Source organism: Shinella sp. (assembly GCF_035998705.1).
Lineage (GTDB): Bacteria > Pseudomonadota > Alphaproteobacteria > Rhizobiales > Rhizobiaceae > Shinella.
This window is the reverse complement of record NZ_DASYHH010000025.1, coordinates 171,436-195,373: the sequence shown is the minus strand read 5'-3', so window position 1 is coordinate 195,373 and position 23,938 is coordinate 171,436. Positions and strand designations below refer to the sequence as shown.

The window sequence follows — 23,938 nt, the reverse complement described above, 5'->3', positions numbered from 1 at the left end:
GCGGGAGGATTGATGCATGGTGTCGACGCTGTCGCACATTCGTGAGATCGAACGCGTCGCAATGGGCGCCGTCAGCCCGCGCGATGCGCCGGTCATCCAGTCCTGGCTGCGCTGCCTGCACGATTACAAGCTCGATCCGACCGTCGCGCAGGAAGCCTATATCGTGCCGGAAGTGAAGCTGCGCGAACATCGCGAGCAGGCGGAAGAGCTGATCCGTATCGGCCGCTCCGGCCTCGAGACGCTGTTCAACCAGATCGCCGAGCAGAACTATGTGCTGCTGCTGTCGGATGCGCGCGGCGTCACCGTCGATTTCATGGGCGACCCGACCTTCGACAACCAGCTGCGAAGGGCAGGGCTCTATCTCGGTTCCGAATGGTCGGAGAACCGGGCCGGCACCTGCGCGGTCGGCGCCTGCATCGTCTCGGGCGAACCCGTCATCATCCACCAGGACGATCACTTCGATACCAGCCATATCGGGCTCACCTGTACCGCAGCCCCGGTCTTCGACACGCTGGGTGCCCTGACGGCCGTGCTCGACATATCGCAGCTCCGCTCGCCGACCGCCAAGGCGAGCCAGCAGCTGGCGCTGCATCTCGTGGCCTCCACCACGCGGCGTATCGAACTCGCCAACCTGATGACGCGCACCCGCAACGACTGGGTGCTGCGCCTTGCCCGGTCGCCGGAATTCCTCGATGTCGATCCGGATGCGGCCATCGCGCTCGACGGCAGCGGCCGCATCACCGGCATGACCCATGGCGGTTTCGGTGCGCTCGCACGCTCGATGAACATGCACGGCGTCGCAACGCGCGATTTTCTCGGCCAGCCGATTTCCGAGGTCTTCGACATGGATATCGACGACCTGCCGCGCTTCATGCGCGGGCGGCCGAATGGCGAGCGGCTGCTGCGCGCCCGCAACGGCCTGGTGCTGTTCGCCAGTGCCATCGCCCCGGCCGTCAGCATCCGCGCGCCCGCGGTGCCGGAACCGCGCCTGCCGCGCGCACTGCGCGATCTGAGCAACGGCGATACCGCGATGGAAAGGGTGCAGGCGCGTGCGGCAAAACTCGCGGCGCGCGATATCCCGATCCTCATCCAGGGCGCGACCGGCAGCGGCAAGGAATTCCTGGCCCGCGCGATCCATGACAGCTGCGGCAGTCCCGGCACTTTCGTCGCGGTCAATTGCGCGGCGATCCCCGAGCATCTCATCGAATCCGAACTCTTCGGCTACACGCCCGGCGCCTTCACCGGCGCCAGCCAGAAGGGCAAGCGCGGCCTCATCGAGGAGGCGAGCGGCGGCACGCTGTTCCTCGACGAGATCGGCGACATGCCGCTTGCCCTGCAAAGCCGGCTGCTGCGTGTGCTTTCGGAAAACGAGGTGCAGCCCGTCGGCGCGCTGAAGGCACGCGCGGTTCGCCTGCGGGTGCTCTCCGCCTCGCACCGCGATCTCGCCCACCTGGTGAAGGAAGGCCGTTTCCGCCAGGACCTCTATTATCGCCTGAACGCCGCGACGCTGACCTTGCCGTCGCTGCGCGACCGGCAGGATCTCGGCTGGCTGCTCGACCAGTTGCTTCGTCGCATCGAGAAGGAAAACGGCCAGTCCTACCGGATCGACAAGGCGGCGCGCGCCGCCCTGCTGTCGCATGACTGGCCGGGCAATCTGCGCGAACTCTCCAACGCACTGCGCGTGGCGGCGGCCCTTGCGGAGGGCGATCTCATCGATATCGATTGCCTGCCGGAGCACCTCTTTGCCGAACCCGCAGCACAGGATGACGACGAACTGCGCCGGGCACTCGGCGACTGCGGCAACAATGTCTCCGCGCTCGCCCGCAAACTCGGCGTCAACCGCTCCACCATCCACCGCCGCCTGAAGCGCCTCAACTGACGCAACAGCTGCAACACCTGTTGCGCGCGACCTGTTGCATCGGCTTCGCCTGCCAAGTCGCCTCTTTTGTAAGCCATTGAAAAACCAAAAATAACGGGCCGCTTTCCGTTCTGGCATGCCACTTGCTGACCTCCTCTGCAAGAACAACAGGAGGAAAACCAATGAAGGCTCTGCGCTTTTACGCCGCCAAGGATTTGCGCATCGAGGAGGTCGATACACCGCCCACGCCCGGTCCGGGCGAGGTGCTGGTGGAAAACAGGTTCTGCGGCATTTGCGGCACGGACCTGCACGAATATGCCTATGGCCCGATCTTCGTGCCGAAGGAGCCGCATCCCTTTACCGGTGCGCATGGACCGCAGATCCTCGGCCATGAATTCGGCGGCGTCGTCAAGGCGGTGGGCGAGGGCGTGGCCCATGTTAAGCCCGGAGACCGGGTGTCGATCCAGCCGCTGATCATGCCACGGAGCGGCGATTATTATGCCGATCGCGGCCTGTTTCACCTGAGCGGCAATCTCGCGCTCGCCGGTCTCTCCTGGCATTCGGGCGGCATGGCGCAGGCGGCCCTTCTCAACGACTACAACGTCCAGCCCATTCCGGATGCGCTTTCCGATCAGGAAGCAGCCCTGATCGAGCCGACGGCAGTCGCCGTCTATGCCTGCGATCGCGGCGGGGTGACGGCCGGCAACAGCGTGCTTGTCACCGGCGCCGGGCCGATCGGCATTCTCGTCGCCATGGCCGCACGCGCCGCCGGTGCCTCGCAGATCTTCCTCTCCGACCTCAACGACACGCGGCTCGCGCTGGCGCGGGAGGCGCTCGGCGACGTTCGCACGATCAACCCGAAGACGGAGAAGGTCGGGGATGTCATCCGCGCCGAGACGGAGGGTGGCGTCGGCTGCGACGTCGCCATCGAATGCGTCGGCAACGAACATGCGCTGAAGAACTGCGCCGATGCGGTGCGCAAGCAGGGCGTCGTCGTGCAGACCGGGCTTCACCCCGGCGAAAACCCGCTGAACTGGTTCGACGTCACCTTCAAGGACATCGATATCCGCGGCTCCTGGGCCTACCCGACCCATTACTGGCCGCGCGTGGCGCGCCTCATCGCCAGCGGCCAAATCCCGGCGAGCCGCATCGTCACCAAATATGTCTCGCTCAGCGAGGCCGTCACGGAAGGGTTCGACCAGTTGCTCGATCCCGCCGGCAAACATCTGAAAATTCTGATCGACCTGTCCCGATAGGCGATCCGTCTTGCGGGGCGGTTGAGGAGCCGCCCCGTTTTTGAAACTGAGCAGGAGGAGAAACTATGCTCGACAAAACCCCGACCACCCGCATCCAGGCGCTTCTCGATACCTTTGGCGCGGCACTCGAAGCCGGCCGGATCGACGACGCCGTCAATCTTTTTGCCGAGGAATGCTACTGGCGCGACCTCGTCGCCTTCACCTGGAACCTCAAGACCGTCGAGGGCCGCGACCAGGTGCGCGACATGCTGCAGGCGCAGCTTTCCACCGCAAAGCCGTCGAACTGGAGCGTCGCCCCCGGCGAAGCGGCGACCGAGGCGGATGGCGTGCTCGAAAGCTGGATCACCTTCGAGACGGCGACCGGGCGCGGTTATGGCCTGGTGCGCTTCAAGGACGGCCTGATCTGGACGCTGCTGACGGCGCTTTCCGAGCTGAAGGGCCACGAGGAAAAATCCGGCTTCACCCGTCCGCTCGGCGCAAAACACGGTCAGAACCTCGGCGCGAAAACCTGGAAGGAGGAGCGCGAGGACGAGGCCCGCACGCTCGGCTACGAGACGCAGCCCTATACCGTCATCATCGGCGGCGGGCAGGGCGGCATTGCGCTTGGCGCGCGGCTGCGCCAGCTCGGCGTGCCCACCATCATCCTCGAAAAGAACGACCGGCCGGGCGACAGCTGGCGCAAGCGCTACAAGTCGCTCTGCCTGCACGATCCCGTCTGGTACGACCACCTGCCCTATATCGATTTCCCGAAGAACTGGCCGGTCTTCGCGCCGAAGGACAAGATCGGCGACTGGCTGGAATTCTACACCAAGGTCATGGAGCTGAACTACTGGACCCGCTCCACCGCCAAATCCGCCAAATGGGACGAGGCGGCGAAGGAATGGACGATCGTGGTCGACCGCGACGGCGAGGAGGTCGTGCTTCGGCCGAAGCAGCTGGTCTTCGCGACAGGCATGTCCGGCAAGGCGAACATCCCGGATTTCAAGGGCCGCGAGCGGTTCCAGGGCGAGCAGCACCATTCCTCGCAGCACCCGGGGCCGGATGGCTACAAGGGCAAGAAGGTCGTGGTCGTCGGCTCGAACAATTCGGCCCATGACATCTGCGCCGCGCTCTACGAGGCGGGCGTCGACGTCACCATGATCCAGCGCTCGACGACGCATATCGTGCGCTCGGACACGCTGATGGATATCGGGCTGGGCTCGCTCTATTCCGAACAGGCGCTGGCCAATGGTGTGACGACCGCCAAGGCCGATCTGATCTTTGCCTCGCTGCCCTACCGGATCATGCACGAGTTCCAGATCCCGCTTTACGACAAGATGCGCGAGCGCGACGCCGACTTCTACGCGGCGCTGGAAAAGGCGGGCTTCCAGCTCGACTGGGGTTCGGATGGCTCCGGTCTCTTCATGAAGTACCTGCGCCGCGGCTCGGGCTATTACATCGACATCGGCGCCTCGCAGCTGATCATCGACGGCAAGGTCAAGCTTGCGGCCGGGCAGGTGGAGGAGATCACGGAGAATTCCATCAAACTCTCCGATGGCAAGGAAATCCCGGCCGACGTCATCGTCTATGCCACCGGCTACGGCTCGATGAACGGCTGGGTGGCCGATCTCATCGACCAGCAGACGGCGGACACGGTGGGCAAGGTCTGGGGCCTCGGCTCGGATACGCCGAAGGATCCGGGGCCGTGGGAAGGCGAGCAGCGCAACATGTGGAAGCCGACGCAGCAGGAAGCGCTGTGGTTCCACGGCGGCAACCTGCACCAGTCGCGGCACTACTCACAATATCTGTCGCTGCAATTGAAGGCGCGCATGGAAGGCATCCCGACGCCGGTCTACGCCCTCCAACCGGTGCATCACCGGAAGTAGGCCGGCAACGGCGGGCAGCGTTGGTCGCTGCCCGCCGATTTCTATGGCTTAGCCGAGAACCGACTTGATCGCGTCGGCTGCGGCCTTCACCACGATATCGGCTTCACCCTTCGTCAGGCAAAGCGGCGGCGCGAAGCCGAGGATATCGCCCTGCGGCATGGCGCGGCCGATGACGCCGCGCTCCAGAAGGGCGGCGGAGACCTGCGGGCCGATCTTCTTCGACGGATCGAAGAACGCACGGTCGTCCTTGTCCTCGACGAATTCGATCGCCGCCATCAGGCCATCGCCGCGCACCTCGCCGACATGTTTGTGGTCGCCGACCGCCTTTGCCAGTTCGCCACGGAAATAGGCACCCGTCGAGCCGGCATTCTCGACGAGGCCGAGTTCGTCGATCAGTTCGAGATTGGCCACGCCGGCGGCGGCGCAGATCGGATGCGAGGAATAGGTCCAGCCATGGCCGATGGCGCCGAGTTCGTCCGAACCCTTGACCAGGACGTCCCACATCTTGTCCGAGACGATGGTGCCGGAGAGCGGAGCGTAGGCGGAAGTGAGGCCCTTGGCGATGGTGATGAGAGCCGGCTTCATGCCGTAATGGTCCGAGCCGAACATCGTGCCGAGGCGGCCGAAGCCGGTGACGACTTCGTCGGCGACAAGCAGGATGTCGTATTTGTCGAGCACGGCCTGGATCTTCTGCCAATAGCCCTTCGGCGGCGGCACGATGCCGCCGGTGCCGAGGATCGGCTCGCCGATGAAGGCGGCGACCGTGTCCGGGCCTTCCGCGAGGATCATCTCCTCCAGCTTGTCGGCGCAATATTGCGAGAACTGCTCCTCGTCCATCGAGCGATCCGGCCGGCGGAAGAAGTAGGGGGCTTCCGTGTGCAGGATCGGCGCGCGCGGCAGGTCGAAGGCATTATGGAAGAGGTGAAGGCCGGTCAGCGAGCCGGTCATGACGCCGGAACCGTGATAGCCGCGCCAGCGCGAGATGATCTTCTTCTTCTCCGGCCGGCCGAGAATGTTGTTGTAGTACCAGATCAGCTTGATGTTGGTCTCGTTGGCATCCGAGCCCGAAAGCCCGAAATAGACACGGCTCATGCCCTCCGGCGCGCGGTCGATGATCATCTTGGAGAGCGTGATCGAGGCTTCCGTGCCGTGGCCGACATAGGCGTGGTAATAGGCGAGGTTCTTGGCCTGCTCGGCGATCGCATCGGCGATCTTCTGGCGGCCGTAGCCGACATTGACGCAATAGAGGCCGGCAAAGGCGTCGAGGCTCTTCTTGCCGTTGCTGTCCGTGATGTAGACGCCTTCGCCGCCCGCGATGACGCGGGTCGGCGTTTCGCCGCGGGCGTGCATGCCCATATGCGTCGAGGGATGGAAGAAGTGGTCGCGGTCCCAGGCGGTCAGTTCGTTGCGTTGGTCGAGCATGGTCTTTCCTTTCGAAGTCGGTTTGTTTCAAGATTTCCGGCCACAGCTGTCCAATCTTCCCTCCGTCATCCTCGGGCTTGACCCGAGGATCCACAACCCAGGTGCCACATGGATCCTCGGGTCAAGCCCGAGGATGACGATGGAGAGGTTGGGCGCCGGGATCAGGCGGCGGTGTCGATGCAGAGATATTTGAGTTCGGTGAAGGCCTCCATGCCGTGGCGCGAACCCTCGCGGCCGAGGCCGGATTGTTTCCAGCCGCCGAAGGGGATCGGGCCACCGGTGATCTTCACGCGGTTGACCGCCACCATGCCGTATTCCAGCGCGCGGGCAAGCCGCATCTGGCGGGCGCCGTTTTCGGTGACGACATAGGCGACGAGGCCGTATTCGGTATCGTTGGCGCGCGCGACTACTTCCGCTTCGCTGTCGAAGGCGGTGACGGCGGCGACGGGGCCGAAGGTTTCTTCGCGCATGATCAGCGTATCATCGGAGACGTCGGCCAGCAGCGTCGGCTCGTAGAACAGCGGACCGGCCTTGTGGCGCCTGCCGCCGGTCAGAAGCGTTGCGCCGCGCTTGAGCGCATCGGCCACCTGTTCCTCCACCTTGGCGATGGCGCGCTCATGCATCAGCGGGCCAATCTCGACGCCCGCCTCCAGCCCGGCCCCGATCTTCAGCGCCTCGATGCGCGCCTTGAAGGCCTTGGTGAAGGCGGCAAGCACGGGGCGCTCGACATAGATGCGGTTGGCGGCGAGGCAATCCTGGCCGGATGTCGCGAACTTGGCATTGATCGCGATGTCCGCCGCCTTGTCGATATCGGCATCGGCGAAGACGATGAGCGGTGCATGGCCGCCGAGTTCCATCACGAGGCGCTTCATGGTCTGCGCGCACTGGCCGGCGATCAGCTTGCCGATTTCCGTCGAGCCGGTGAAGCTGAGCGCCCGCACGCGGGCATCGGCGTTCATGCGGCCGACGATGGTCGCCGCATCGCCCGTCACCACGTTGAAGACGCCGGCCGGAATGCCGGCCCGCTCGCCAAGTTCCGCAAGCGCGAGCGCCGAGAGCGGCGTCTCGCTGGAGGGATGGGCGACCACCGTGCAGCCGGCGGCGAGCGCTGCGGCGGCCTTGCGGGTGATCATCGCGCAGGGAAAATTCCACGGCGTCACGATGCCGACGACGCCGAGCGCCTCGCGGCGCACGATCATCTCGGCGCCGGGCAGGTGGCTGGTCACGCTCTCGGCATTGAGGCGTTTTCCCTCCTCGGCATACCACTCGATGAAGGAGGCGGCGTAGTCGATCTCGCCGCGGGATTCGGCGAGCGGCTTGCCCTGTTCGAGCGTCATCAGCAGCGCGAGGTCTTCGCGCGCTTCGAGGATCAGCCCGTGCCACTTGCGCAGAATGACGGCGCGGCTCTGCGGCAGCAGGTCCCGCCAGGCGGGAAAGGCCTGCGCCGCGGCCGAAATGGCCTCCGTGGTCTGTTCGGCATCGAGCGATGCGACCCAGGCGAGCGTCGCGGCAGAGGCGGGGTCGGTCACCGCAAAACTGTTGCCTTCGCGGCCCGCCACCCAGCGCCCGCCGATATAGGCGAGGTCGCGGCGCAGGTGAGGATCGGCGAGGCGGGCAAGCGCGTCGTGGAACGTCGTCCGGGCGAATTGGGCGGTCATGGCGGCCTCCTCTGGCTTCAGTGGCCGGGAGTCTGCCAGAGGCGGGGCGACAGATTGTCTATTGCCGGGCTTGGCGGCAGAGACTTTGGCCAAATGGGCGACGTGCCGTAGACAATCTCTCTATTCGGGGGAGGGCAGCAGCGTCGTCAGCGGCAGCACGGTCTCCTCCTTCACCGTCTTGGTGACGATGTAGGTGAAATAGCGGTCGATGCCGAGTTCGCGGTCGAGCAGGCTGTCGACCAGTCGCTGGTAGGCGTCGATATCGGGCGCCATGATCTTCAGGATGTAATCGACGCCGCCGCCGACGGACCAGCAGGCGACGATCTCCGGCGTCGTCGCCACCGCGCGCTCGAACCGGTCGAAATCCGCCTGCCGGTGGTTGGCCAGCGTCACCTCCATCATGACGCTGGCGACCGGCGCCAGCCGCCGTACCGCGACCCGCGCGTGGTAGCCCGTCACGATGCCTGCCTTTTCCAGCTTGCGCAGCCGCAGCCAGCAGGGGGTCGGCGAGAGGCCCGCCTTTTCCGCCAGCGCCAGCTTGGTGATGCGCCCGTTCTCCTGGATCGCTTCGAGGATGCGCAGGTCGATGGCATCGAGTTTCATGCGGTCGCCCTCCGGGCGGGTATCATGTCAAAGTTCGGAAAAAGACCATGGAAAGCCATTTTAGCGTTGTCAATTGAACTGAATTTGAGCACTGTTGAAATCATGACAAATTGGCGTCCCGATATATCCCAATTGCGCCGGCCGGCCTACCTTTCGCTCGCCGAGCAGATCGCCCGCGCCATTCAGGAAGGGCTGCTGCCGAACGGTACACGCCTTCTGCCACACCGCAAGCTCGCCGACGACCTGAAACTTTCCGTGCAGACCGTCAGCCGCGCCTATGACGAACTGATCCGTCGCGGCCTGATCTCCGGTGAAATCGGCCGCGGCTCCTTCGTGCAGACAAGGCCGAAGGAGCCGGAACCGCCCTACCTGCCGGAACGCCTCGGCGAGCTGGTGGATCTGTCGATCCTCAAGCCCGTCTGCGAACAATTGCATCTGGAGCGTATGCGCGAGGCCTTCGGCTGGCTGGCGGAAAACCTGCCCTCGAGTTCCGCCCTGTCCTTCCGGCCCAACATGGTGTTCCCGCGCCATCGCGCCGTAGCGGCCGAGTGGCTGGCGCGCTGCGGCCTCGACATTTCGCCGCTCAACATCAGCCTCACCAATGGCGCGACCTCCGGCATGACCGTGGCGCTGATGAGCGTCGCGCCGCCCGGCTCGACGGTCGCCACGGAAGCGATCAGCCACCACACGCTGGTGCCGCTGTCCACCTATCTCGGCCTGCATCTCGAAGGCCTGCCGATCGACCATGACGGCATGATCCCCGAAGCTTTGGACGAAGCCTGCCGGAAAGGCGTGATCCGCGCCGTCTTTCTCCAGCCTTCCGTCATCAACCCGACCGCGACGCTGATGAGCGCGGAACGCCGGCAGGCGCTGGCGGACGTCGCGCGGCGCAACGACATTGCGATCATCGAGAACGATATTCTGGGTCCGCTGGTCGAAAACCGCGCGCCGCCGATCGCGGCCTATGCGCCGGAGCGCACGCTCTACGTCACCAGTTTCACCAAGATCACGGTGCCGGGCCTGCGCATCGGTTATCTCGCAGCCCCCGACCGCTATGTCGCCGCCGTCGCCAACCGGCACCTCGTCTCGAACTGGATGGCGACGCCGTCGATCGCCGAGATCGCCACGCGCTGGGTCAGCGACGGCACGGCGATGGAATTCGTCAACTGGCAGCGCCGTGCGCTCGCCGCGCGGCACGCCATTGCCGAGGAAACCTTCGCGGGCCTGCCCTACCGCGCGCATCCGCAGAGCCTGCATGTCTGGTTGCCGCTGCCGGAGGGGCATACGGAAGAGGGCTTCGTCTCGCAAGCGCGCCTGCGCGGTGTCGCCATCGCCCCCGGCTCCTCCTTCCGCACCGCCGATCAGGGCTGGCATCCCGCCGTGCGCATCTCGCTCGGCTCGACCACCGAACAGGAACTTCGCACCGGCCTCGGCATTCTGGCTTCTCTGGCCAGCGGAAATCCGGAGGCATTGCTGCTCGCGATTTGAGGCAAATGCCTGCCAAAGAGGCGAAGAGACAATAATTGTCATGATATTATTATTCGGATTGACATGATTTCGATCGCCGCGCATCGTTAGGCATCACGTCTCAACAGGGAGAGACATGCATGGCTGCGCCCATCATTCGCATCGACAACATCACGAAGCGCTACGGCCCGCTGACCGTGCTCGACGGATTGTCGATGGAGGTGCTGCCGGGCGAAAAGCTCGCCCTCATCGGCCCGTCCGGCTCCGGCAAGACGACGATCCTGCGCATCCTGATGACGCTGGAAACGATCAGCGGCGGCCATATCGAGGTCGAGGGTGATCAGCTCTACCACATGCCGAAAAACGGCAGCCTCGTGCCGGCGGACGACCGCCACCTGCAAAGGATGCGCGAGAAGATCGGCATGGTCTTCCAGCACTTCAATCTCTTCCCGCACAAATGCGTGCTCGACAATGTCACGCTCGCGCCGATGCTGACCAAGGGCGTGGCGCGGGCGGCGGCCGAGAAGCGGGCGATGGAGCTTCTCGACATGGTGGGCCTCGCCGACAAGGCGAAGAACATGCCCGCCCAATTGTCCGGCGGACAGAAGCAGCGTGTCGCCATCGCCCGCGCTCTCGCGCTCTCGCCGAAGATCATGCTGTTCGACGAGGTCACCTCCGCGCTCGATCCCGAGCTCGTGGAAGAGGTGCTGAACGTCATGCGCAAGCTCGCCGCCGAGACCGACATGACCATGCTGCTCGTCACCCACGAAATGGGTTTTGCGCACGATTTCGCCGACCGCGTGCTGTTCTTCGATCGCGGCAAGATCGTCGAGGAAGGCAAGCCGGACGACATATTCAGCCATCCCAAGCAGGAACGCACACAAAGTTTCCTGCGCAAGATCATCGCGGCAGGGCACCGCGTCTGAGGGCCAAGGCACCTCAAGAGAATTGCTCCAAGCAACAACCAGAGGAGTTCGGAACAATGAAGAGCAGACATTTTTGGACCATGGCCGCGGGTGCCGGCGCACTGATGGCAATCGTCGCCGCCGCACCGGCTTCGGCCGATGACGGCAAGCTTGCGGAACTGAAGGAACAGGGTTTCGCCCGCGTCGCCATCGCCAACGAGCCGCCGTTCACGGCGGTTGCCGCGGACGGCAAGGTTTCGGGTGCGGCCCCCGACGTCGCGCGCGAGGTCTTCAAGCGCCTCGGTGTTGCGGACATCGTCGCGTCGATCTCGGAATATGGCGCGATGATCCCCGGTCTCCAGGCCGGCCGCCACGACGTCATCACCGCTGGCCTCTTCATGAAGCCGGAGCGTTGCGCCGCCGTTTCCTATTCGGAGCCGATCCTCTGCGATGCCGAAGCCTTTGCGCTGAAGAAGGGCAACCCGCTCGGCCTCAAGAGCTACAAGGATATCGCCGACAATCCCGATGCCAAGATCGGTGCGCCGGGCGGCGGCACGGAAGAGAAGCTGGCGCTCGAAGCCGGCGTGCCGCGTGACCGCGTCATCGTGGTGCCGGATGGCCAGAGTGGCCTGAAGATGCTGCAGGACGGCCGCATCGACGTCTATTCGCTGCCGGTGCTGTCGATCAACGACCTCGTTTCCAAGGCGAACGACCCGAATGTCGAGGTCGTGGCCCCGGTCGAAGGCGCTCCGGTCTATTGCGACGGCGCCGCCTTCAAGAAGGGTGAAGAAGCGTTGCGCGATGCCTTCGACGTCGAACTCGCCAAGCTGAAGGAATCGGGCGACTTCGCCAAGCTCATCGAGCCCTACGGCTTCTCCGCCGCCGCCGCCATGTCGACGACGCGCGAAAAGCTCTGCGCGGCACAGTAAGCGTCAGAACCAATGGCAACGGATTTGGGCAATTTAATATGACGCGACCGCACCCCCCTCTGCCCTGCCGGGCATCTCCCCCTCAAGGGGGGAGATTGGATGGAGCATCGTTTCGCCCATCTCCGCTGTCGCTGGTGGGGCAAGAGCCTCGCGTCCTGCCGATCTCCCCCCTAGAGGGGGAAATGCCCGGCAGGGCAGAGGGGGGTGCCTTGCCTCTCGCTTTCGCTTCAACGGGATTGCACGCACCATGACCGACTGGTCCGGCTATATAGGGCTGATCCTGCAAGGCGCGCTCGTGACGCTTCAGCTCACCCTTATGGGCTCGGTGCTGGCCGTCATCATGGCGTTTGTCGCCGGCCTCGGACGCGTCAGCCGCTTCATGGCGGTCCGGGCGCTGGCCACCACCTATATCGAATTCTTCCGCGGCACCTCGATCTTCGTGCAGCTCTTCTGGGTCTATTTCGTGCTGCCCTTTGCCGGCGTCACGCTGTCGCCGCTCCAGGCCGGTGTGCTCGCTTTGGGCCTGAATGTCGGCGCTTACGGGGCGGAGGTGGTGCGCGGTGCGGTCAAGGCGATCGGCCGGGAACAGCGCGAGGCCTGCGTGGCCCTCAACCTGACGCGCGGCCAGGCGATGCGCCATGTCATCCTGCCGCAGGCGCTGCCGCTGATGCTGCCGACCTTCGGCAACAATGCGATCGAGCTCCTGAAGGGCACGGCCGTCGTCTCGCTGATCTCGCTTACCGACATGACCTTCCAGGCGCAGGTCGTGCGTGCGCAGACCGGCAGCACGCTCATCCCCTTCGCGGTGATCCTCGTGCTCTATTTCCTGATGGCGCTGGCGATTTCCACCGGCATGCGCTGGCTGGAGCGTCGCGTCACCCGCGGCCTTGATGGCGTGAGGACCTGACGATGGAATGGGACTGGAATTTCGTCTGGGAAATCATGCCGACCCTGCTCGAGGGGCTGAAGATCACCCTTCTTGCCACCGTGCTGGGTGCTGCCGTCGCCGCCGTCGTCGGCCTCGTCTTTGCCATCCTGCGCATGACCGCGCCGAAGCCGATCGCGCGCACCACCAGCTTCATCGTCGAGTTCATCCGCGGCACGCCGCTGCTCGTGCAGCTCTACTTCATCTTCTACGTGCTGCCGGATATCGGCATCCGCCTGCCGGCGCTGCTGGCCGGTGTCATCGGGCTCGGCGTGCACTACGGCACCTATGCAGCGGAAGTCTATCGCGCCGGCATCGAGAACGTGCCGCGCGGCCAGTGGGAGGCGGCGAAGGCGACGAACCTTTCCGCCCGCCAGACCTGGATCCACGTGGTCCTGCCGCAGGCCATCCCGCCGATGATCCCGGCGCTCGCCAATTATCTGATCGCCATGTTCAAGGAAACGCCGCTGCTCTCCGCCATCACCGTGCTGGAGCTGATGAACCAGGCAAAGAGCGTCGCCAACAGCAGCTATCGCTATATCGAACCGATGACGATGGTCGGCATCTTCTTCCTGATCATGAGCCTGATCTCCGTCGTCTTGCTGCGCTGGCTGGAAGAGCGTTATGCCCGGGTGGAGGAACGCTGATGCAAACTCTCGACCTTGTTCTCACCTCCCGCGCGCCAAAACTCGACGAACGTACGCTCGCAAAGCGCGTCGGCCTGATCATCCTTGCGACCGACCACACGACGGAAGTGGATTTCCAGCGCATGGTGGCAAATGAGCGTATCGGCGTCTATGCGACCCGCATCCCCTATGCCAATCCGGTGACGCCGGAGAACCTGCGCGCCATGCAGCCTTCGCTGACGGCCGGCGCGGCGCTCATCCTGCCGGGTGAACCGCTCGATGTCGTCATGTATTCCTGCACGTCCGCTTCGGTCGTCATCGGTGACGCCGCGGTAAAGGCGGCGGTGAAGGCGGCCAAGCCGACAGCCGCTGTGGTGACGCCGACGGCCGCGGCCGTTTCCGCACTGAAGGCCTTCGGTGCGAAGCGGATCTCGGTCCTGACGCCCTATACGATCGAAACCAGCAAGCCGATGGCGGACTATTTTATCGCGCTCGGTTTCGACATTGCCCGCTTCACCTGCCTCGGCCTGACGGACGATCGCGAGATGGCGCGGATTTCTCCCGCGGAGATCGTCGCCTTCGCGAAGGAAGCGACCGCCCCGGACTGCGATGCGCTCTTCATCTCCTGCACGGCTGTGCGCGCGGCGGGCGTCGCGGCGGAAATCGAGGCCGCCATCGGCAAGCCGGTCGTGACCAGCAACCTTGCGACCGCCTGGGCCTGCCTGCGGTTGTGCGGCGACGATGCGGCTTGGCCGGAGCTTGGCCGGCTGATGACGCTCGCCTATCCGGGTCGGTAAGCCATGACAAACCTTCCCGTGACATTGGCCGATATCGAACAGGCTGCCCGGCGCATCGAGGGCCGCATCCTGCGCACGCCCTTCGTGCTGTCGGCATCGCTTTCCGAACGCTGCGGCGTGCCGGTGGGCCTGAAGCTCGAACACCACCAGACGACCGGCAGCTTCAAGCTGCGGGGTGCCACGAATGCTGTGCTCTCGCTTTCGCCGGAGGAACGGGCGAGGGGCGTCGTGGCCGCCTCCACCGGCAATCACGGCCGCGCGCTTGCCCACGCTGCCAAGGCCGAAGGCTCGGTCGCGACGATCTGCATGTCCCGCCTCGTGCCGGAAAACAAGGTGGCGGAAATCCGCCGGCTCGGCGCGCATGTCCGCATCGTCGGCCGGTCGCAGGACGAGGCGCAGGTCGAGGTGGACAGGCTGGTCGCCGAGGATGGCCTCGTCATGGTGCCGCCCTTCGACAATCCCGCCGTCGTCGCGGGGCAGGGCACGCTTGGCCTGGAGATCGTCGAGGCCATGCCGGACGTTGCCACCGTGCTCGTGCCGCTGTCCGGCGGCGGGCTTGCCGCGGGCGTTGCCGCAGCGGTGAAGGGGCGCTCGCCCGGGACACGAGTCATCGGCCTCACGATGGAGCGCGGCGCGGCGATGAAGGCGAGCCTCGATGCAGGGCGGCCGGTACAGGTCGAGGAACTGGCGAGCCTTGCGGATTCGCTCGGCGGTGGCATCGGGCTTGACAATGCCGTGACCTTCCGCATGTGCCATGCGCTGCTCGACGGGGTGATCCTGCTGTCGGAAGCCGAGATCGCGGCGGGCATGCGGCATGCCTATACGCAAGAACGCGAGGTGATCGAGGGAGGGGCTGCGGTCGGCATCGCTGCGCTGCTTTCCGGTCGTCTCGGCAAACTCGACGGCCCCGTGGCCGTCATTCTTTCCGGCCGCAACGTCGACATGGGCCTGCACCAGCGGGTCATCAACGGCGAGGCCGATCCGTTTGCGGAGGACGCGGCGTGACGAAGATGAAGATACTGACCGAAGCGGACCTCAGGCGCATCGTCCCCCTCGACCTGGAGGCGATCGCCTGCGTGGAAGAGGCGTTCCACGCGCTCGCCACCAAGGCCGTCGTCATGCCGCCGATCCTGCGGCTCGATATTCCGGAGCAGCGGGCGGAGGTGGACGTGAAGACCGCCTATGTGCCCGGCCTCGATGGTTTCGCCATCAAGATCAGCCCCGGCTTCTTCGACAATCCGAAGATCGGCCTGCCGAGCACAAACGGCCTGATGGTGCTGTTTTCGACGAAGACCGGACTCGTGCAGGCCGTGCTGCTCGACAACGGCTACCTGACGGATGTACGCACGGCCGCCGCCGGCGCCGTTGCGGCACGATACCTTTCACGCACCGATGCCGCGGTCGCCGCCATCTTCGGTGCCGGCATGCAGGCGAAGCTGCAACTGGAAGCGCTGAGCCTCGTGCGCCCGATCCGTGAAGCCCGCATCTGGGCGCGCGATGCGGCAAAGGCCGAGGCGGTTGCGGCGGAATTGGCGCTGAAACTCGGCTTCCCGGTTCGTGCCGAAGCCGACGGCAGGGCGGCGGTCGATGGTGCGGATGTCATCGTTACTACCACGCCATCCGAAACGCCGATCCTCAAGGCCGAGTGGCTCCGGCCGGGCCAGCATATCACCGCCATGGGCTCGGATGCCGAGCACAAGAACGAGATGGAGCCGTCGGTCATTACCGGCGCCGGCCTCTATGTCGCCGACAGTCTGAAACAGACGCGCCGGCTCGGCGAATTGCACCATGCCATCGAGGCGGGGCTTGTCACCGAAGGCACCACCTTCCCCGAACTCGGCGAGATCATCGCCGGGCGCAAACCGGGCCGCACCGGCCCCGAGCAGATCACCGTGGCGGATCTCACCGGCACGGGCATCCAGGACACGGCCATCGCAACGCTTGCCGCCGCCCGCGCGGCTGCGGCGGGTGCGGGCACGACCTTCGAGAGTTGAGACCGGCTTTTCGCCGGGTATAGAGGAAACACCGATGAAACAAGCGAACCTGAAGTTCTCACTTCCGGAGTATGAAGCACGTCTTCAAAAGACGCGGAAGGCCATGGAGGCCAAGGGCATCGACGTGCTGATCTGTAGCGATCCGTCGAACATGAACTGGCTGACGGGCTATGACGGCTGGTCCTTCTACGTGCACCAGTGCGTCGTCGTGCCGCCGACCGGCGAGCCGATCTGGTACGGCCGCGGCCAGGATGCCAATGGCGCGAAGTTCACCGCCTACCTGAAACACGAAAACATCATCGGCTATCCCGACAACTACGTGCAGTCCACCGAGCGTCACCCGATGGATTACCTCTCGGCCAAGCTCACCGAACGCGGCCTCGACAAGCTCACCATCGGCGTCGAGATGGACAATTACTGGTTCTCCGCGGCCGCCTTCGCCTCGCTCATAAAACACCTGCCGAATGCCCGCTTCGTCGATGCCACGGCACTCGTCAACTGGCAGCGCGCGGTGAAGAGCGCGACCGAGATCAAATATATGCGCAATGCCGCGCGTATCGTCGAAGCCATGCACCAGCGCATCTTCGACAAGATCGAAGTCGGCATGCGCAAATGCGATCTGGTCGCCGAGATCTACGATGCCGGCACGCGTGGCGTCGATGGCATCGGCGGCGATTATCCGGCGATCGTGCCGCTGCTGCCCTCCGGCGTCGAGGCCTCCGCGCCGCATCTCACCTGGGACGACCGGCCGATGAAATCCGGCGAGGGCACCTTCTTCGAGATCGCCGGCTGCTATCATCGGTATCACGTGCCGCTGTCGCGCACCGTCTTCCTCGGCAAGCCGACGCAGGCCTTCATCGATGCGGAAAAGGCGACGCTCGAAGGCATGGAGGCGGGACTTGCGGTCGCCAAGCCGGGCAATACCTGCGAGGATATCGCCAACGCCTTCTTCGGCGTGCTGAAGAAATACGGCATCGTGAAGGACAACCGCACGGGCTACCCGATCGGCGTTTCCTACCCGCCGGACTGGGGCGAGCGCACGATGAGCCTGCGCCCCGGCGACAAGAGCGAACTCAAGCCCGGCATGACCTTCCATTTCATGACCGGCCTCTGGCTGGAAGACATGGGCTTCGAGACGACGGAAAGCATTTTGATCACCGAGACCGGTGTCGAGTGCCTGGCCAATGTGCCGCGCAAGCTTCTCGTGAAGGACTGAGCCATGCGTGCCTCTCCCATCAGTCCCACGGTCGATTTTTCGGCCGAGGGCGTGCAGCACGGCTTTTTGCGCCTGCCCTACAGCCGGGACGATTCCGCCTGGGGCTCGGTGATGATCCCGGCGACGGTGGTGAAGAACGGGGAGGGGCCGACGGCCCTTCTCACCGGCGGCAACCATGGCGACGAATATGAGGGGCCGATCGCGCTCTTCGATCTCGCCCGTACGCTGAAGGCGGAGGATGTTTCCGGCCGCGTCATCATCGTGCCGGCGATGAACTATCCGGCGTTCCTGGCTGGCACGCGCACCTCGCCGATCGACAAGGGCAACATGAACCGAAGCTTTCCGGGCGCGCCGGACGGCACGGTCACGCCGAAGATCGCCGATTATTTCCAGCGCACCTTGTTGCCATTGGCCGATATCGTGCTCGACTTCCATTCGGGCGGCAAGACGCTGGATTTCCTGCCCTTCTGCGCCGCGCACATCCTGCCCGACAAGGCGCAGGAGGCAAAGGCTTTCGACCTCGTCAGCGCCTTCGGCGCGCCCTGGTCAATGAAGATGCTCGAGATCGACGCCGTCGGCATGTACGACACGGCGGCCGAAGAGATGGGGAAAATCTTCGTCACCACCGAACTCGGCGGCGGCGGGACGGCGACGGCAAAGAGCGCCGGCATCGCCAAGACGGGTGTCGCCAATGTGCTGAAGGCGGCCGGCATCCTGAAGGGTGCGGTCGAGGCCACGGACACGACCTGGCTCGACATGCCGGATGGCAATTGTTTCTCCTTTGCCGAAGACGGAGGCCTTATCGAGCCGCTCTACGATCTCGGCGACCGGGTGAAGAATGGCGACGTCGTCGCCCGCATCTATCCGGTCGGGCGCACGGGCGTGGCCCCTCTGGAGGTGAAGGCGAAGATGGATGGCATCCTCGCCGCCCGCCATTTCCCCGGCCTCGTCAAATCCGGTGATTGCGTCAGCGTGCTGGCGGCCGTGGTCGATTGACGGTTACCAGCCGGCAAACTCTGCAAGAAGACCTTCGTCGACGCGCCCTGCTGCGACGTCGGCGAGTGCCTGGTCGAGCATGGCGACGCCCTCTTGCGCCTGCATTTCTGTGAGCGTCAGGGGCGGGGTGAATTCCAGCACGTTGGAGCGGACCCCGACGTAATAGAGCACGAGGCCGAGCTGGAAGGCGCGGTAGACAGTAAGCGCCGTCTGCCGCGCGGCCGGTTCGCGGCTGGCGCGATCGGTGACGAGCTCGACGCCGAGCGCGAGGCCACGGCCGCGCACATTGCCGATGAGAGAATGGCGGGCGGCAAGGCGGTCGAGGGCCTCGCGCAGCACATGGCCGGTTCGTTCCGCGTTCTGCACCAGATGGTCGCGCTCGATCGTTTGCAACACGGCAAGCGCCGCGGCCGCGCAGACCGGGTTGCCGTGTACCGTTTGCAGCGAGAAGGCGACGGCGTGGTTCATGATGGCTTCCGGGCCGACCACCGCCGAGATCGGCAGGCCGCCGCCGAGACCCTTGCCGAAGACGACGATGTCCGGCTCGATGTCGGAATGTTCGAAGGCGTTGAAGCGGCCGCTGCGGCCGAGGCCGACCTTTACCTCGTCCGAAACGAGCAGGATGCCGTACCTGCGGCAGAGTGTTTCCACCGCCTTGAAGTAGCCGTCCGGCGGCACCAGCATGCCGCCGTCCGATTGGATCGGTTCGATGAAGAAGGCGGCGACCTCTTGCGGCGGCACCTCGGTTGCGAAGAGCTTTTCGAGATGGGCGAGCGCCGCGTCCCTAGCGGCCTCGGGGCTGCCGGCGGCATAGCTGTTCGGGTAGGGAACGAGCGTCAGGCCCTCGGCCCGTGTGCCCTGTTGCGCAGGGTGGCCGGAGACGGCCATCGAGCCCACGGTGCCGCCGTGATAGGCGCCGCTGAATGCGAGGATGCGCGGCCGGCCGGTGGCAGCGACCACCATGCGGGCGACCGTCTCGTTGGCATCCGAGCCGGAATGGCCGAACCAGACGCGGCCGCGGGCGCGCTCAGGCACTAGCGAGAGCAGCTTTTCGGCCAGCAGCACGCAGGGCTCGTTGGCGGTCGAGAGATAGCTCGCGCCCGCCTGGTCGGAGAGCGCGCGGTTGACCGCCTCGCGAACGGCGGGATGCGAGTGGCCGAGGCTTGCCGCGCCCCAGGAGGCGGCGAAGTCGAGAAGCTGCCGCCCGTCGTCGCCCGTCAGATAGGCGCCGCTGCCGCCGACGACCGCCTGCGGAAAGAACCGCAGGTGCACCATGGTGGAGACGGATCGGCTTTCGCGGGCGTAGAGACCGGACATGGCGCGTTTCCTCGGTTATTTGAAGAAGGTGACAACCTCGTCGAGCTGGACGACGTGGCAGTAGATCATGTTGATGATCTCAAGTTCCCGCTTGTGCAGTTCGTCCGTCGCCGCCGCGCCGCAATCGTCGACGACGACCACGCCAAAACTTTCGTCGGCAAGGCTGCGCACGGTCGAGGAGACGCACTGGTCGGTGAAGATGCCGCAGCAGATAACGTCCTTGATGCCCATATTGGCGAGGATCAGGCGCAGGTTCGTGCCGGTCAGCGCGCTGTCGGTCGTCTTGGTAATGACGATCTCGTCGGGGCGCGGCTCCAGTTCGGGCACGACCTGACCTTCCGGCAGTTCCTTCGGCAGCAGCAGGTAGTTGAAGCCCGGCTTCTTCTGGCTCAGCGACCGGTCGCGGCCGTCCGGCTTCTGGCAGGCGATGCGCGCGTAGATGACCTCCACCTTGCGCTTGCGGCATTCGTCGATCAGGCGTGCAGTGTTGGGGATCACGGTGCCGCGCATGCGATCGTAGAAGGGCTGCCACCGCGCTGTCTCTTCCGGCGTGTCCTTCGGGTCGAGATAGGTGTTCTGCATGTCGATGACGAGCAGCGCCGTCGTTTCCGGGTCGAGCACGATGTCGTCCGGCTCGTCGGCGTTCGCATAGTAGAAGGAGCGGTAGGTGGTCTTCCAGGTCATGGGGCGGTTTCCTTCTTGCGGCGGGCGCGGGCGAGGATGTGGCCGATTTCGCGGTTGGGGAAGAGACCGCCGGGTTTCAGGATCATCACGGCGATCATGGCGAGCGCCAGCACGATTTCGGTGAGGCCGATGACCTGGCCGGCGCCGAAGGACGTGGCGTTGAGCGCGCCCTCGGTGCTGCGCAGGCCCTCATAGGCGACGGTGATGAGCACCGTGCCGGCCACGGCGCCGGTCACCGTATTGGCCCCGCCGATCACCAGCATGGTGATGATCAGGAACGTCTCCTTGAGATAGAAGGCTTTTGGCGCGAACGATGTGATGAAATGCCCCCAGAGCGCGCCGCCGATGCCGGCGATGAAGGCGGCGAGGATGAAGGCGCGCCAGCGCAGGTGCGGTATGTTGGCGCCGAGTGCCGCCGCCGCCACCTCGTCCTCACGCGAGGCGCGCAAGAGCTTGCCGGTGCGTGATTCCTTGAAGGCGAGCGCCACGATGACGACGATGCCCGCGACGATGGCGGCGATCGGCATGTCCGTTGTCTTCGGCAGGCCGAAGAGGGTGCGCGGGCCGTTGGTGAAGGCGCTCCAGTTGTTCATGACCGTGTAGAGCACGACGAGCAGCGCGAAAGAGGTGATGACTGAGGCCGCATCCGAAAGCCGCATCAGCGGATAGGCGACGAAGGCGGCCACGACGGCGGCCAGAACGCCTGCCGCCAGCATGGCAAGCAGCGGCGAGACTTCCACGACCTTCATGAACTCGTAGAGATCCGGCAGCGCCATGCCTTTCATCTGGGCGGGGATGGTGAGAACGGCGGAGGTGTAGGCGCCAAGCCCCATGAAGCCGATATGGGCGAAGGAGAGCAGGCCGGAATTGCCCATGAAGGTCTGCAACCCGACGACGAGCACCAGCGAGATCATCAGGTTGGTGGCGATGCGGTCGTAGAGGCGGATGCCGAGCAGGTGACTGCCGACGCCGATGGCGAGAATGACGGCGATGAGGATGAGGGCGGTGAGATAGGAATGTTTCATGGGTTCCGCTCCTCAGGTCCGCTGGCCGCTGGCCGGCCCCTTGATGAGGCCTTGCGGGCGCCAGAGCAGGATCAGGATGACGAGGCTGAAGGTGAAGGCGTCGCGGAATTTCAAAAGATCCTGCGACAGGGTGTAGTTGAGCGTCGTGTCGATGAGCGCCAGCAGGAAGCCGCCGACGACGGCGCCGGGAAGGCTGCGCATGCCGCCGATGACGGTGGCGATGAAGGCGACGAGCAGCGGCTCGAGCCCGACACCCGGCACGACGGTGCCGATGCGGCCGATCCAGAGAATACCGACGACGCCGGCCAGGAAGCCCGAAAGCGCGAAGGCTGACGAGATGATGAGGTTCGCCGGCACGCCCAGCATGCGCGCCATGGTGAAGTTCGTCGCGGCTGCCCGCATGGCGATGCCGAGCGTCGTCTTGCGCATCAGGAAGGCGACGGCGGCGAGCAGGACGATGGAGGCGGCGATGGTGATGAGGTTGCGCACCGGCGTGATCGCGCCGCCGATCGTGACGGTCTGCGAGAAGATGTCCGGCAGCGGCACGTTGCGCGGGCGCGGCGAGATGAAGAGTAGCGCGGCGTTCTGCAACAGGTTGGAGAAGGCGAAGGAGGTGATCAGCACGGCGGTGACCGATTTTGCGCGCACCGGGCGGAAGGCGACATAGTCGGTGAGGATGCCGAAGACGATCGCCATGATGACGGCGAGCACCGCCATGACGATCCACGGCAGGCCGGAGCCGCTGGCGAGGAACATGGTGTAGCCGGCGACCATGATGAGTTCGCCATAGGCGAAATTCACCAGCCGCAGGATGCCGTAGACGATGACGAGGCCGAGCGCCATCAGCGCGTAAGCGCCGCCGAGGCTGAGCACGTCGATGATGAACTGGATTGCGAAAGCCATGGATCAGCCTCCCAGGTAATGCGTGCTGAGATCGCTCGTCGCGCGGATCTCGTCGGCCGTGCCGGATGCAACGATGGCGCCGAGCCGCATGACATAGGCGCGGTCGGCGACGGACAGCGCCTGGTTCACGTTCTGCTCGACGAGCAGGATGGTGAGGCCGGATTTTTTCAACGTCTCGATCATCTCGAAGATGCGTTCGACGATTGCCGGCGCGAGGCCGAGCGAGGGTTCGTCGAGCAGCAGCACGGTGGGGCGGGACATCAGCGCCCGGGCGATGACGAGCATCTGCTGTTCGCCACCGGACAGCGTGCCGGCCGGCTGGTGTGACCGCTCGGCAAGGCGCGGGAACAGCGTGTGCAGGCGATCCAGGTTCTCGCGGTTGCCCGCCTGGTCGCGGCGGTGGATATAGGCGCCGAGCATGAGGTTTTCGGCGACCGTCAGGTCCGGGAAGACGTCGCGGGTTTCCGGCACGGTGGCAAGCCCGGCGCGCACCACCTGTTCGGGGCTTGCCGCCGTGATGTCCTTGTCTTCCAGCATGATGGAGCCGCCGGACGCCTTCAGCGCGCCGGCGATGCATTTGATGGTGGAGGATTTGCCGGCACCATTGGCGCCGAGCAGGCTCACCAGCTCGCCCTTGCCGACGGTAACGCTGATGCCGCGCACCGCGCGGATCGTGCCGTAGCTGACGGAGAGGTCGCGAATATCAAGCATGGACCGCTCCCTTGCCGAGATAGGCCTCGATGACGGCCGGGTGGCTGCGCACATGGGCGGCGTCACCTTCCGCGATGGTGCGGCCGGAGGCCAGCACATGCAGCCGGTGGCAGAGACGCATGATCAGGCCCATGTCGTGATCGATGATGAGAAGGCCGAGGCCGCGTTTCTTCGGCAGGTCGGACAGCGTGTGCAGCAGGGTTTCGGTCTCGCCATCGTTCATGCCGGCGGCCGGTTCGTCGAGCAGCAGGAAGCGCGGCTCGGCAGCAAGCGCGCGGGCGATTTCCACGCGGCGCTTGTCGCCATAGGCGAGGCTCTCGCCGAGTTCGTCGGCCTTTGCGGCAAGGCCGAATTCGGCGAGCAGGCTTTTCGCACGCTCCGTGGCGACGGCGCGGGAGGCGCCCTTCGCGAGTGCCGCCGCCTCGACATTCTCCAGCACCGTCATCGTGTTGAACAGCCGCACGATCTGGAAGGAGCGGCTGACGCCTTGCAGCGCGATCTTGCGCGGCGAGAGGCCCGAAAGCGTGGTGTCGCCGGCGGTGATCGCGCCGCTAGCCAGCTTCACCTGGCCGGTTATCGCATTGATGAGCGTCGTCTTGCCGGAGCCGTTCGGCCCGATGAGGCCGACGACCTCGCCGGTGGAGACGGAGAGGGACACATGGTCGAGGGCGCGAAGGCCGGTGAATTCCACCGACACGTCGTTTACCGCAAGGCGCGTTTCAGACATGGCTTTTCCGATAGTAATGGGCCGGCCACAAGGCCGGCCCGCAGGCAGGGGCGA

The 23,938-nt window shown here is 65.2% G+C and carries 22 protein-coding genes; 13 read left to right on the top strand and 9 right to left on the bottom strand.

Annotated features, from left to right (window positions below; translation table 11 throughout):
• The first annotated feature begins 16 nt into the window (after positions 1-16).
• From VGN93_RS22280 to VGN93_RS22270, 3 genes are all read left to right on the top strand, one after another.
• Complete coding sequence (locus VGN93_RS22280; RefSeq protein WP_327509200.1) at positions 17-1,879, top strand: sigma-54-dependent Fis family transcriptional regulator; 1,863 nt, start codon at positions 17-19, stop codon at positions 1,877-1,879.
• 161 nt (positions 1,880-2,040) lie between these two features.
• Positions 2,041-3,114 (top strand): 2,3-butanediol dehydrogenase, encoded by a 1,074-nt coding sequence (locus VGN93_RS22275; RefSeq protein WP_327509199.1) that lies wholly within the window; start codon positions 2,041-2,043, stop codon positions 3,112-3,114.
• 65 nt (positions 3,115-3,179) lie between these two features.
• Positions 3,180-4,979 carry an NAD(P)/FAD-dependent oxidoreductase gene (locus VGN93_RS22270; RefSeq protein ID WP_327509198.1) on the top strand — a complete coding sequence of 600 codons (1,800 nt, stop codon included), beginning with the start codon at positions 3,180-3,182 and terminating at the stop codon, positions 4,977-4,979.
• A gap of 48 nt (positions 4,980-5,027) precedes the next feature.
• On the opposite strand, the gene VGN93_RS22265 is transcribed toward VGN93_RS22270, so the two are convergent.
• The 3 genes from VGN93_RS22265 to VGN93_RS22255 all read right to left on the bottom strand — a co-directional run bounded on the left by VGN93_RS22265 (position 5,028) and on the right by VGN93_RS22255 (position 8,662).
• Complete coding sequence (locus tag VGN93_RS22265) at positions 5,028-6,401, bottom strand: aspartate aminotransferase family protein (protein ID WP_327509197.1); 1,374 nt, start codon at positions 6,399-6,401, stop codon at positions 5,028-5,030.
• A 161-nt stretch (positions 6,402-6,562) separates the two neighbouring features.
• Positions 6,563-8,059: an NAD-dependent succinate-semialdehyde dehydrogenase gene (locus tag VGN93_RS22260; protein ID WP_327509196.1), complete on the bottom strand. Its 1,497-nt coding sequence runs from the start codon at positions 8,057-8,059 to the stop codon at positions 6,563-6,565.
• A 120-nt stretch (positions 8,060-8,179) separates the two neighbouring features.
• Positions 8,180-8,662: an Lrp/AsnC family transcriptional regulator gene (locus VGN93_RS22255; RefSeq protein WP_327509195.1), complete on the bottom strand. Its 483-nt coding sequence runs from the start codon at positions 8,660-8,662 to the stop codon at positions 8,180-8,182.
• Between the two features lie 66 nt (positions 8,663-8,728).
• Between VGN93_RS22255 and VGN93_RS22250 the strand changes: the two genes are divergently transcribed.
• The 10 genes from VGN93_RS22250 (at position 8,729) to doeB (ending at position 18,517) form a co-directional block, all read left to right on the top strand.
• On the top strand, positions 8,729-10,150 hold the full coding sequence (locus VGN93_RS22250) for a PLP-dependent aminotransferase family protein (protein WP_327509194.1): 1,422 nt from the start codon (positions 8,729-8,731) through the stop codon (positions 10,148-10,150).
• A gap of 119 nt (positions 10,151-10,269) precedes the next feature.
• Entirely contained in the window at positions 10,270-11,055 is a 786-nt protein-coding gene (gene ehuA, locus VGN93_RS22245; RefSeq protein ID WP_327509193.1) for an ectoine/hydroxyectoine ABC transporter ATP-binding protein EhuA, read from the top strand.
• 56 nt (positions 11,056-11,111) lie between these two features.
• Entirely contained in the window at positions 11,112-11,963 is an 852-nt protein-coding gene (ehuB, locus tag VGN93_RS22240; protein WP_319314267.1) for an ectoine/hydroxyectoine ABC transporter substrate-binding protein EhuB, read from the top strand.
• A 247-nt stretch (positions 11,964-12,210) separates the two neighbouring features.
• Positions 12,211-12,870, top strand: coding sequence for an ectoine/hydroxyectoine ABC transporter permease subunit EhuC (gene ehuC / locus VGN93_RS22235; protein ID WP_327509192.1), 660 nt, complete (start codon positions 12,211-12,213; stop codon positions 12,868-12,870).
• A gap of 2 nt (positions 12,871-12,872) precedes the next feature.
• Positions 12,873-13,535: an ectoine/hydroxyectoine ABC transporter permease subunit EhuD gene (ehuD, locus tag VGN93_RS22230; RefSeq protein WP_327509191.1), complete on the top strand. Its 663-nt coding sequence runs from the start codon at positions 12,873-12,875 to the stop codon at positions 13,533-13,535.
• The gene (gene eutA / locus VGN93_RS22225; protein WP_327509190.1) at positions 13,535-14,311 is read left to right on the top strand and encodes an ectoine utilization protein EutA; all 777 of its coding nucleotides are present in this window, start codon (positions 13,535-13,537) and stop codon (positions 14,309-14,311) included. Before ehuD ends, eutA begins: the two co-directional genes overlap by 1 nt.
• A 3-nt stretch (positions 14,312-14,314) precedes the next feature.
• On the top strand, positions 14,315-15,316 hold the full coding sequence (eutB, locus tag VGN93_RS22220; protein ID WP_327509189.1) for a hydroxyectoine utilization dehydratase EutB: 1,002 nt from the start codon (positions 14,315-14,317) through the stop codon (positions 15,314-15,316).
• Positions 15,313-16,305, top strand: coding sequence for an ectoine utilization protein EutC (gene eutC / locus VGN93_RS22215; protein ID WP_327509188.1), 993 nt, complete (start codon positions 15,313-15,315; stop codon positions 16,303-16,305). Before eutB ends, eutC begins: the two co-directional genes overlap by 4 nt.
• A 34-nt stretch (positions 16,306-16,339) precedes the next feature.
• On the top strand, positions 16,340-17,521 hold the full coding sequence (gene doeA, locus VGN93_RS22210) for an ectoine hydrolase DoeA (RefSeq protein ID WP_327509187.1): 1,182 nt from the start codon (positions 16,340-16,342) through the stop codon (positions 17,519-17,521).
• Between the two features lie 3 nt (positions 17,522-17,524).
• On the top strand, positions 17,525-18,517 hold the full coding sequence (gene doeB, locus VGN93_RS22205; protein ID WP_327509186.1) for a N(2)-acetyl-L-2,4-diaminobutanoate deacetylase DoeB: 993 nt from the start codon (positions 17,525-17,527) through the stop codon (positions 18,515-18,517).
• A gap of 3 nt (positions 18,518-18,520) precedes the next feature.
• Here doeB and VGN93_RS22200 read toward each other — a convergent pair whose 3' ends face one another.
• From VGN93_RS22200 to VGN93_RS22175, 6 genes are read right to left on the bottom strand one after another with little or no spacing between them, the layout of a single operon-like run.
• Positions 18,521-19,834 (bottom strand): aspartate aminotransferase family protein, encoded by a 1,314-nt coding sequence (locus VGN93_RS22200; protein WP_327509185.1) that lies wholly within the window; start codon positions 19,832-19,834, stop codon positions 18,521-18,523.
• A gap of 15 nt (positions 19,835-19,849) precedes the next feature.
• Positions 19,850-20,518, bottom strand: a complete 669-nt coding sequence (locus VGN93_RS22195) for an isochorismatase family cysteine hydrolase (RefSeq protein WP_327509184.1) — start codon at positions 20,516-20,518, stop codon at positions 19,850-19,852.
• Entirely contained in the window at positions 20,515-21,543 is a 1,029-nt protein-coding gene (locus VGN93_RS22190) for a branched-chain amino acid ABC transporter permease (protein ID WP_327509183.1), read from the bottom strand. The genes VGN93_RS22195 and VGN93_RS22190 overlap by 4 nt, the downstream gene beginning before the upstream one ends.
• 12 nt (positions 21,544-21,555) lie before the next feature.
• Positions 21,556-22,446: a branched-chain amino acid ABC transporter permease gene (locus VGN93_RS22185; RefSeq protein ID WP_319314286.1), complete on the bottom strand. Its 891-nt coding sequence runs from the start codon at positions 22,444-22,446 to the stop codon at positions 21,556-21,558.
• Between the two features lie 3 nt (positions 22,447-22,449).
• A complete protein-coding gene (locus VGN93_RS22180) occupies positions 22,450-23,157 on the bottom strand; it encodes an ABC transporter ATP-binding protein (protein ID WP_327509182.1) in 708 nt (235 codons plus the stop codon).
• Complete coding sequence (locus tag VGN93_RS22175; RefSeq protein WP_327509181.1) at positions 23,150-23,884, bottom strand: ABC transporter ATP-binding protein; 735 nt, start codon at positions 23,882-23,884, stop codon at positions 23,150-23,152. Before VGN93_RS22175 ends, VGN93_RS22180 begins: the two co-directional genes overlap by 8 nt.
• Between the last annotated feature and the right edge of the window lie 54 nt (positions 23,885-23,938).

Excerpts from the sequence above, each read along its gene's own strand:
- ehuA (WP_327509193.1), top strand. The coding sequence starts at position 10,270 with ATGGCTGCGCCCATCATTCGCATCGACAACATCACGAAGCGCTACGGC.
- VGN93_RS22275 (WP_327509199.1), top strand. The coding sequence starts at position 2,041 with ATGAAGGCTCTGCGCTTTTACGCCGCCAAGGATTTGCGCATCGAGGAG.
- VGN93_RS22280 (WP_327509200.1), top strand. The coding sequence starts at position 17 with ATGGTGTCGACGCTGTCGCACATTCGTGAGATCGAACGCGTCGCAATG.
- doeB (WP_327509186.1), top strand. The coding sequence starts at position 17,525 with ATGCGTGCCTCTCCCATCAGTCCCACGGTCGATTTTTCGGCCGAGGGC.
- VGN93_RS22195 (WP_327509184.1), bottom strand. The coding sequence starts at position 20,518 with ATGACCTGGAAGACCACCTACCGCTCCTTCTACTATGCGAACGCCGAC.
- eutB (WP_327509189.1), top strand. The coding sequence starts at position 14,315 with ATGACAAACCTTCCCGTGACATTGGCCGATATCGAACAGGCTGCCCGG.
- VGN93_RS22175 (WP_327509181.1), bottom strand. The coding sequence starts at position 23,884 with ATGTCTGAAACGCGCCTTGCGGTAAACGACGTGTCGGTGGAATTCACC.
- VGN93_RS22185 (WP_319314286.1), bottom strand. The coding sequence starts at position 22,446 with ATGGCTTTCGCAATCCAGTTCATCATCGACGTGCTCAGCCTCGGCGGC.
- VGN93_RS22265 (WP_327509197.1), bottom strand. The coding sequence starts at position 6,401 with ATGCTCGACCAACGCAACGAACTGACCGCCTGGGACCGCGACCACTTC.
- VGN93_RS22190 (WP_327509183.1), bottom strand. The coding sequence starts at position 21,543 with ATGAAACATTCCTATCTCACCGCCCTCATCCTCATCGCCGTCATTCTC.
- doeA (WP_327509187.1), top strand. The coding sequence starts at position 16,340 with ATGAAACAAGCGAACCTGAAGTTCTCACTTCCGGAGTATGAAGCACGT.
- VGN93_RS22255 (WP_327509195.1), bottom strand. The coding sequence starts at position 8,662 with ATGAAACTCGATGCCATCGACCTGCGCATCCTCGAAGCGATCCAGGAG.
- VGN93_RS22200 (WP_327509185.1), bottom strand. The coding sequence starts at position 19,834 with ATGTCCGGTCTCTACGCCCGCGAAAGCCGATCCGTCTCCACCATGGTG.
- ehuC (WP_327509192.1), top strand. The coding sequence starts at position 12,211 with ATGACCGACTGGTCCGGCTATATAGGGCTGATCCTGCAAGGCGCGCTC.
- VGN93_RS22270 (WP_327509198.1), top strand. The coding sequence starts at position 3,180 with ATGCTCGACAAAACCCCGACCACCCGCATCCAGGCGCTTCTCGATACC.
- VGN93_RS22180 (WP_327509182.1), bottom strand. The coding sequence starts at position 23,157 with ATGCTTGATATTCGCGACCTCTCCGTCAGCTACGGCACGATCCGCGCG.
- eutA (WP_327509190.1), top strand. The coding sequence starts at position 13,535 with ATGCAAACTCTCGACCTTGTTCTCACCTCCCGCGCGCCAAAACTCGAC.
- ehuB (WP_319314267.1), top strand. The coding sequence starts at position 11,112 with ATGAAGAGCAGACATTTTTGGACCATGGCCGCGGGTGCCGGCGCACTG.
- VGN93_RS22260 (WP_327509196.1), bottom strand. The coding sequence starts at position 8,059 with ATGACCGCCCAATTCGCCCGGACGACGTTCCACGACGCGCTTGCCCGC.
- ehuD (WP_327509191.1), top strand. The coding sequence starts at position 12,873 with ATGGAATGGGACTGGAATTTCGTCTGGGAAATCATGCCGACCCTGCTC.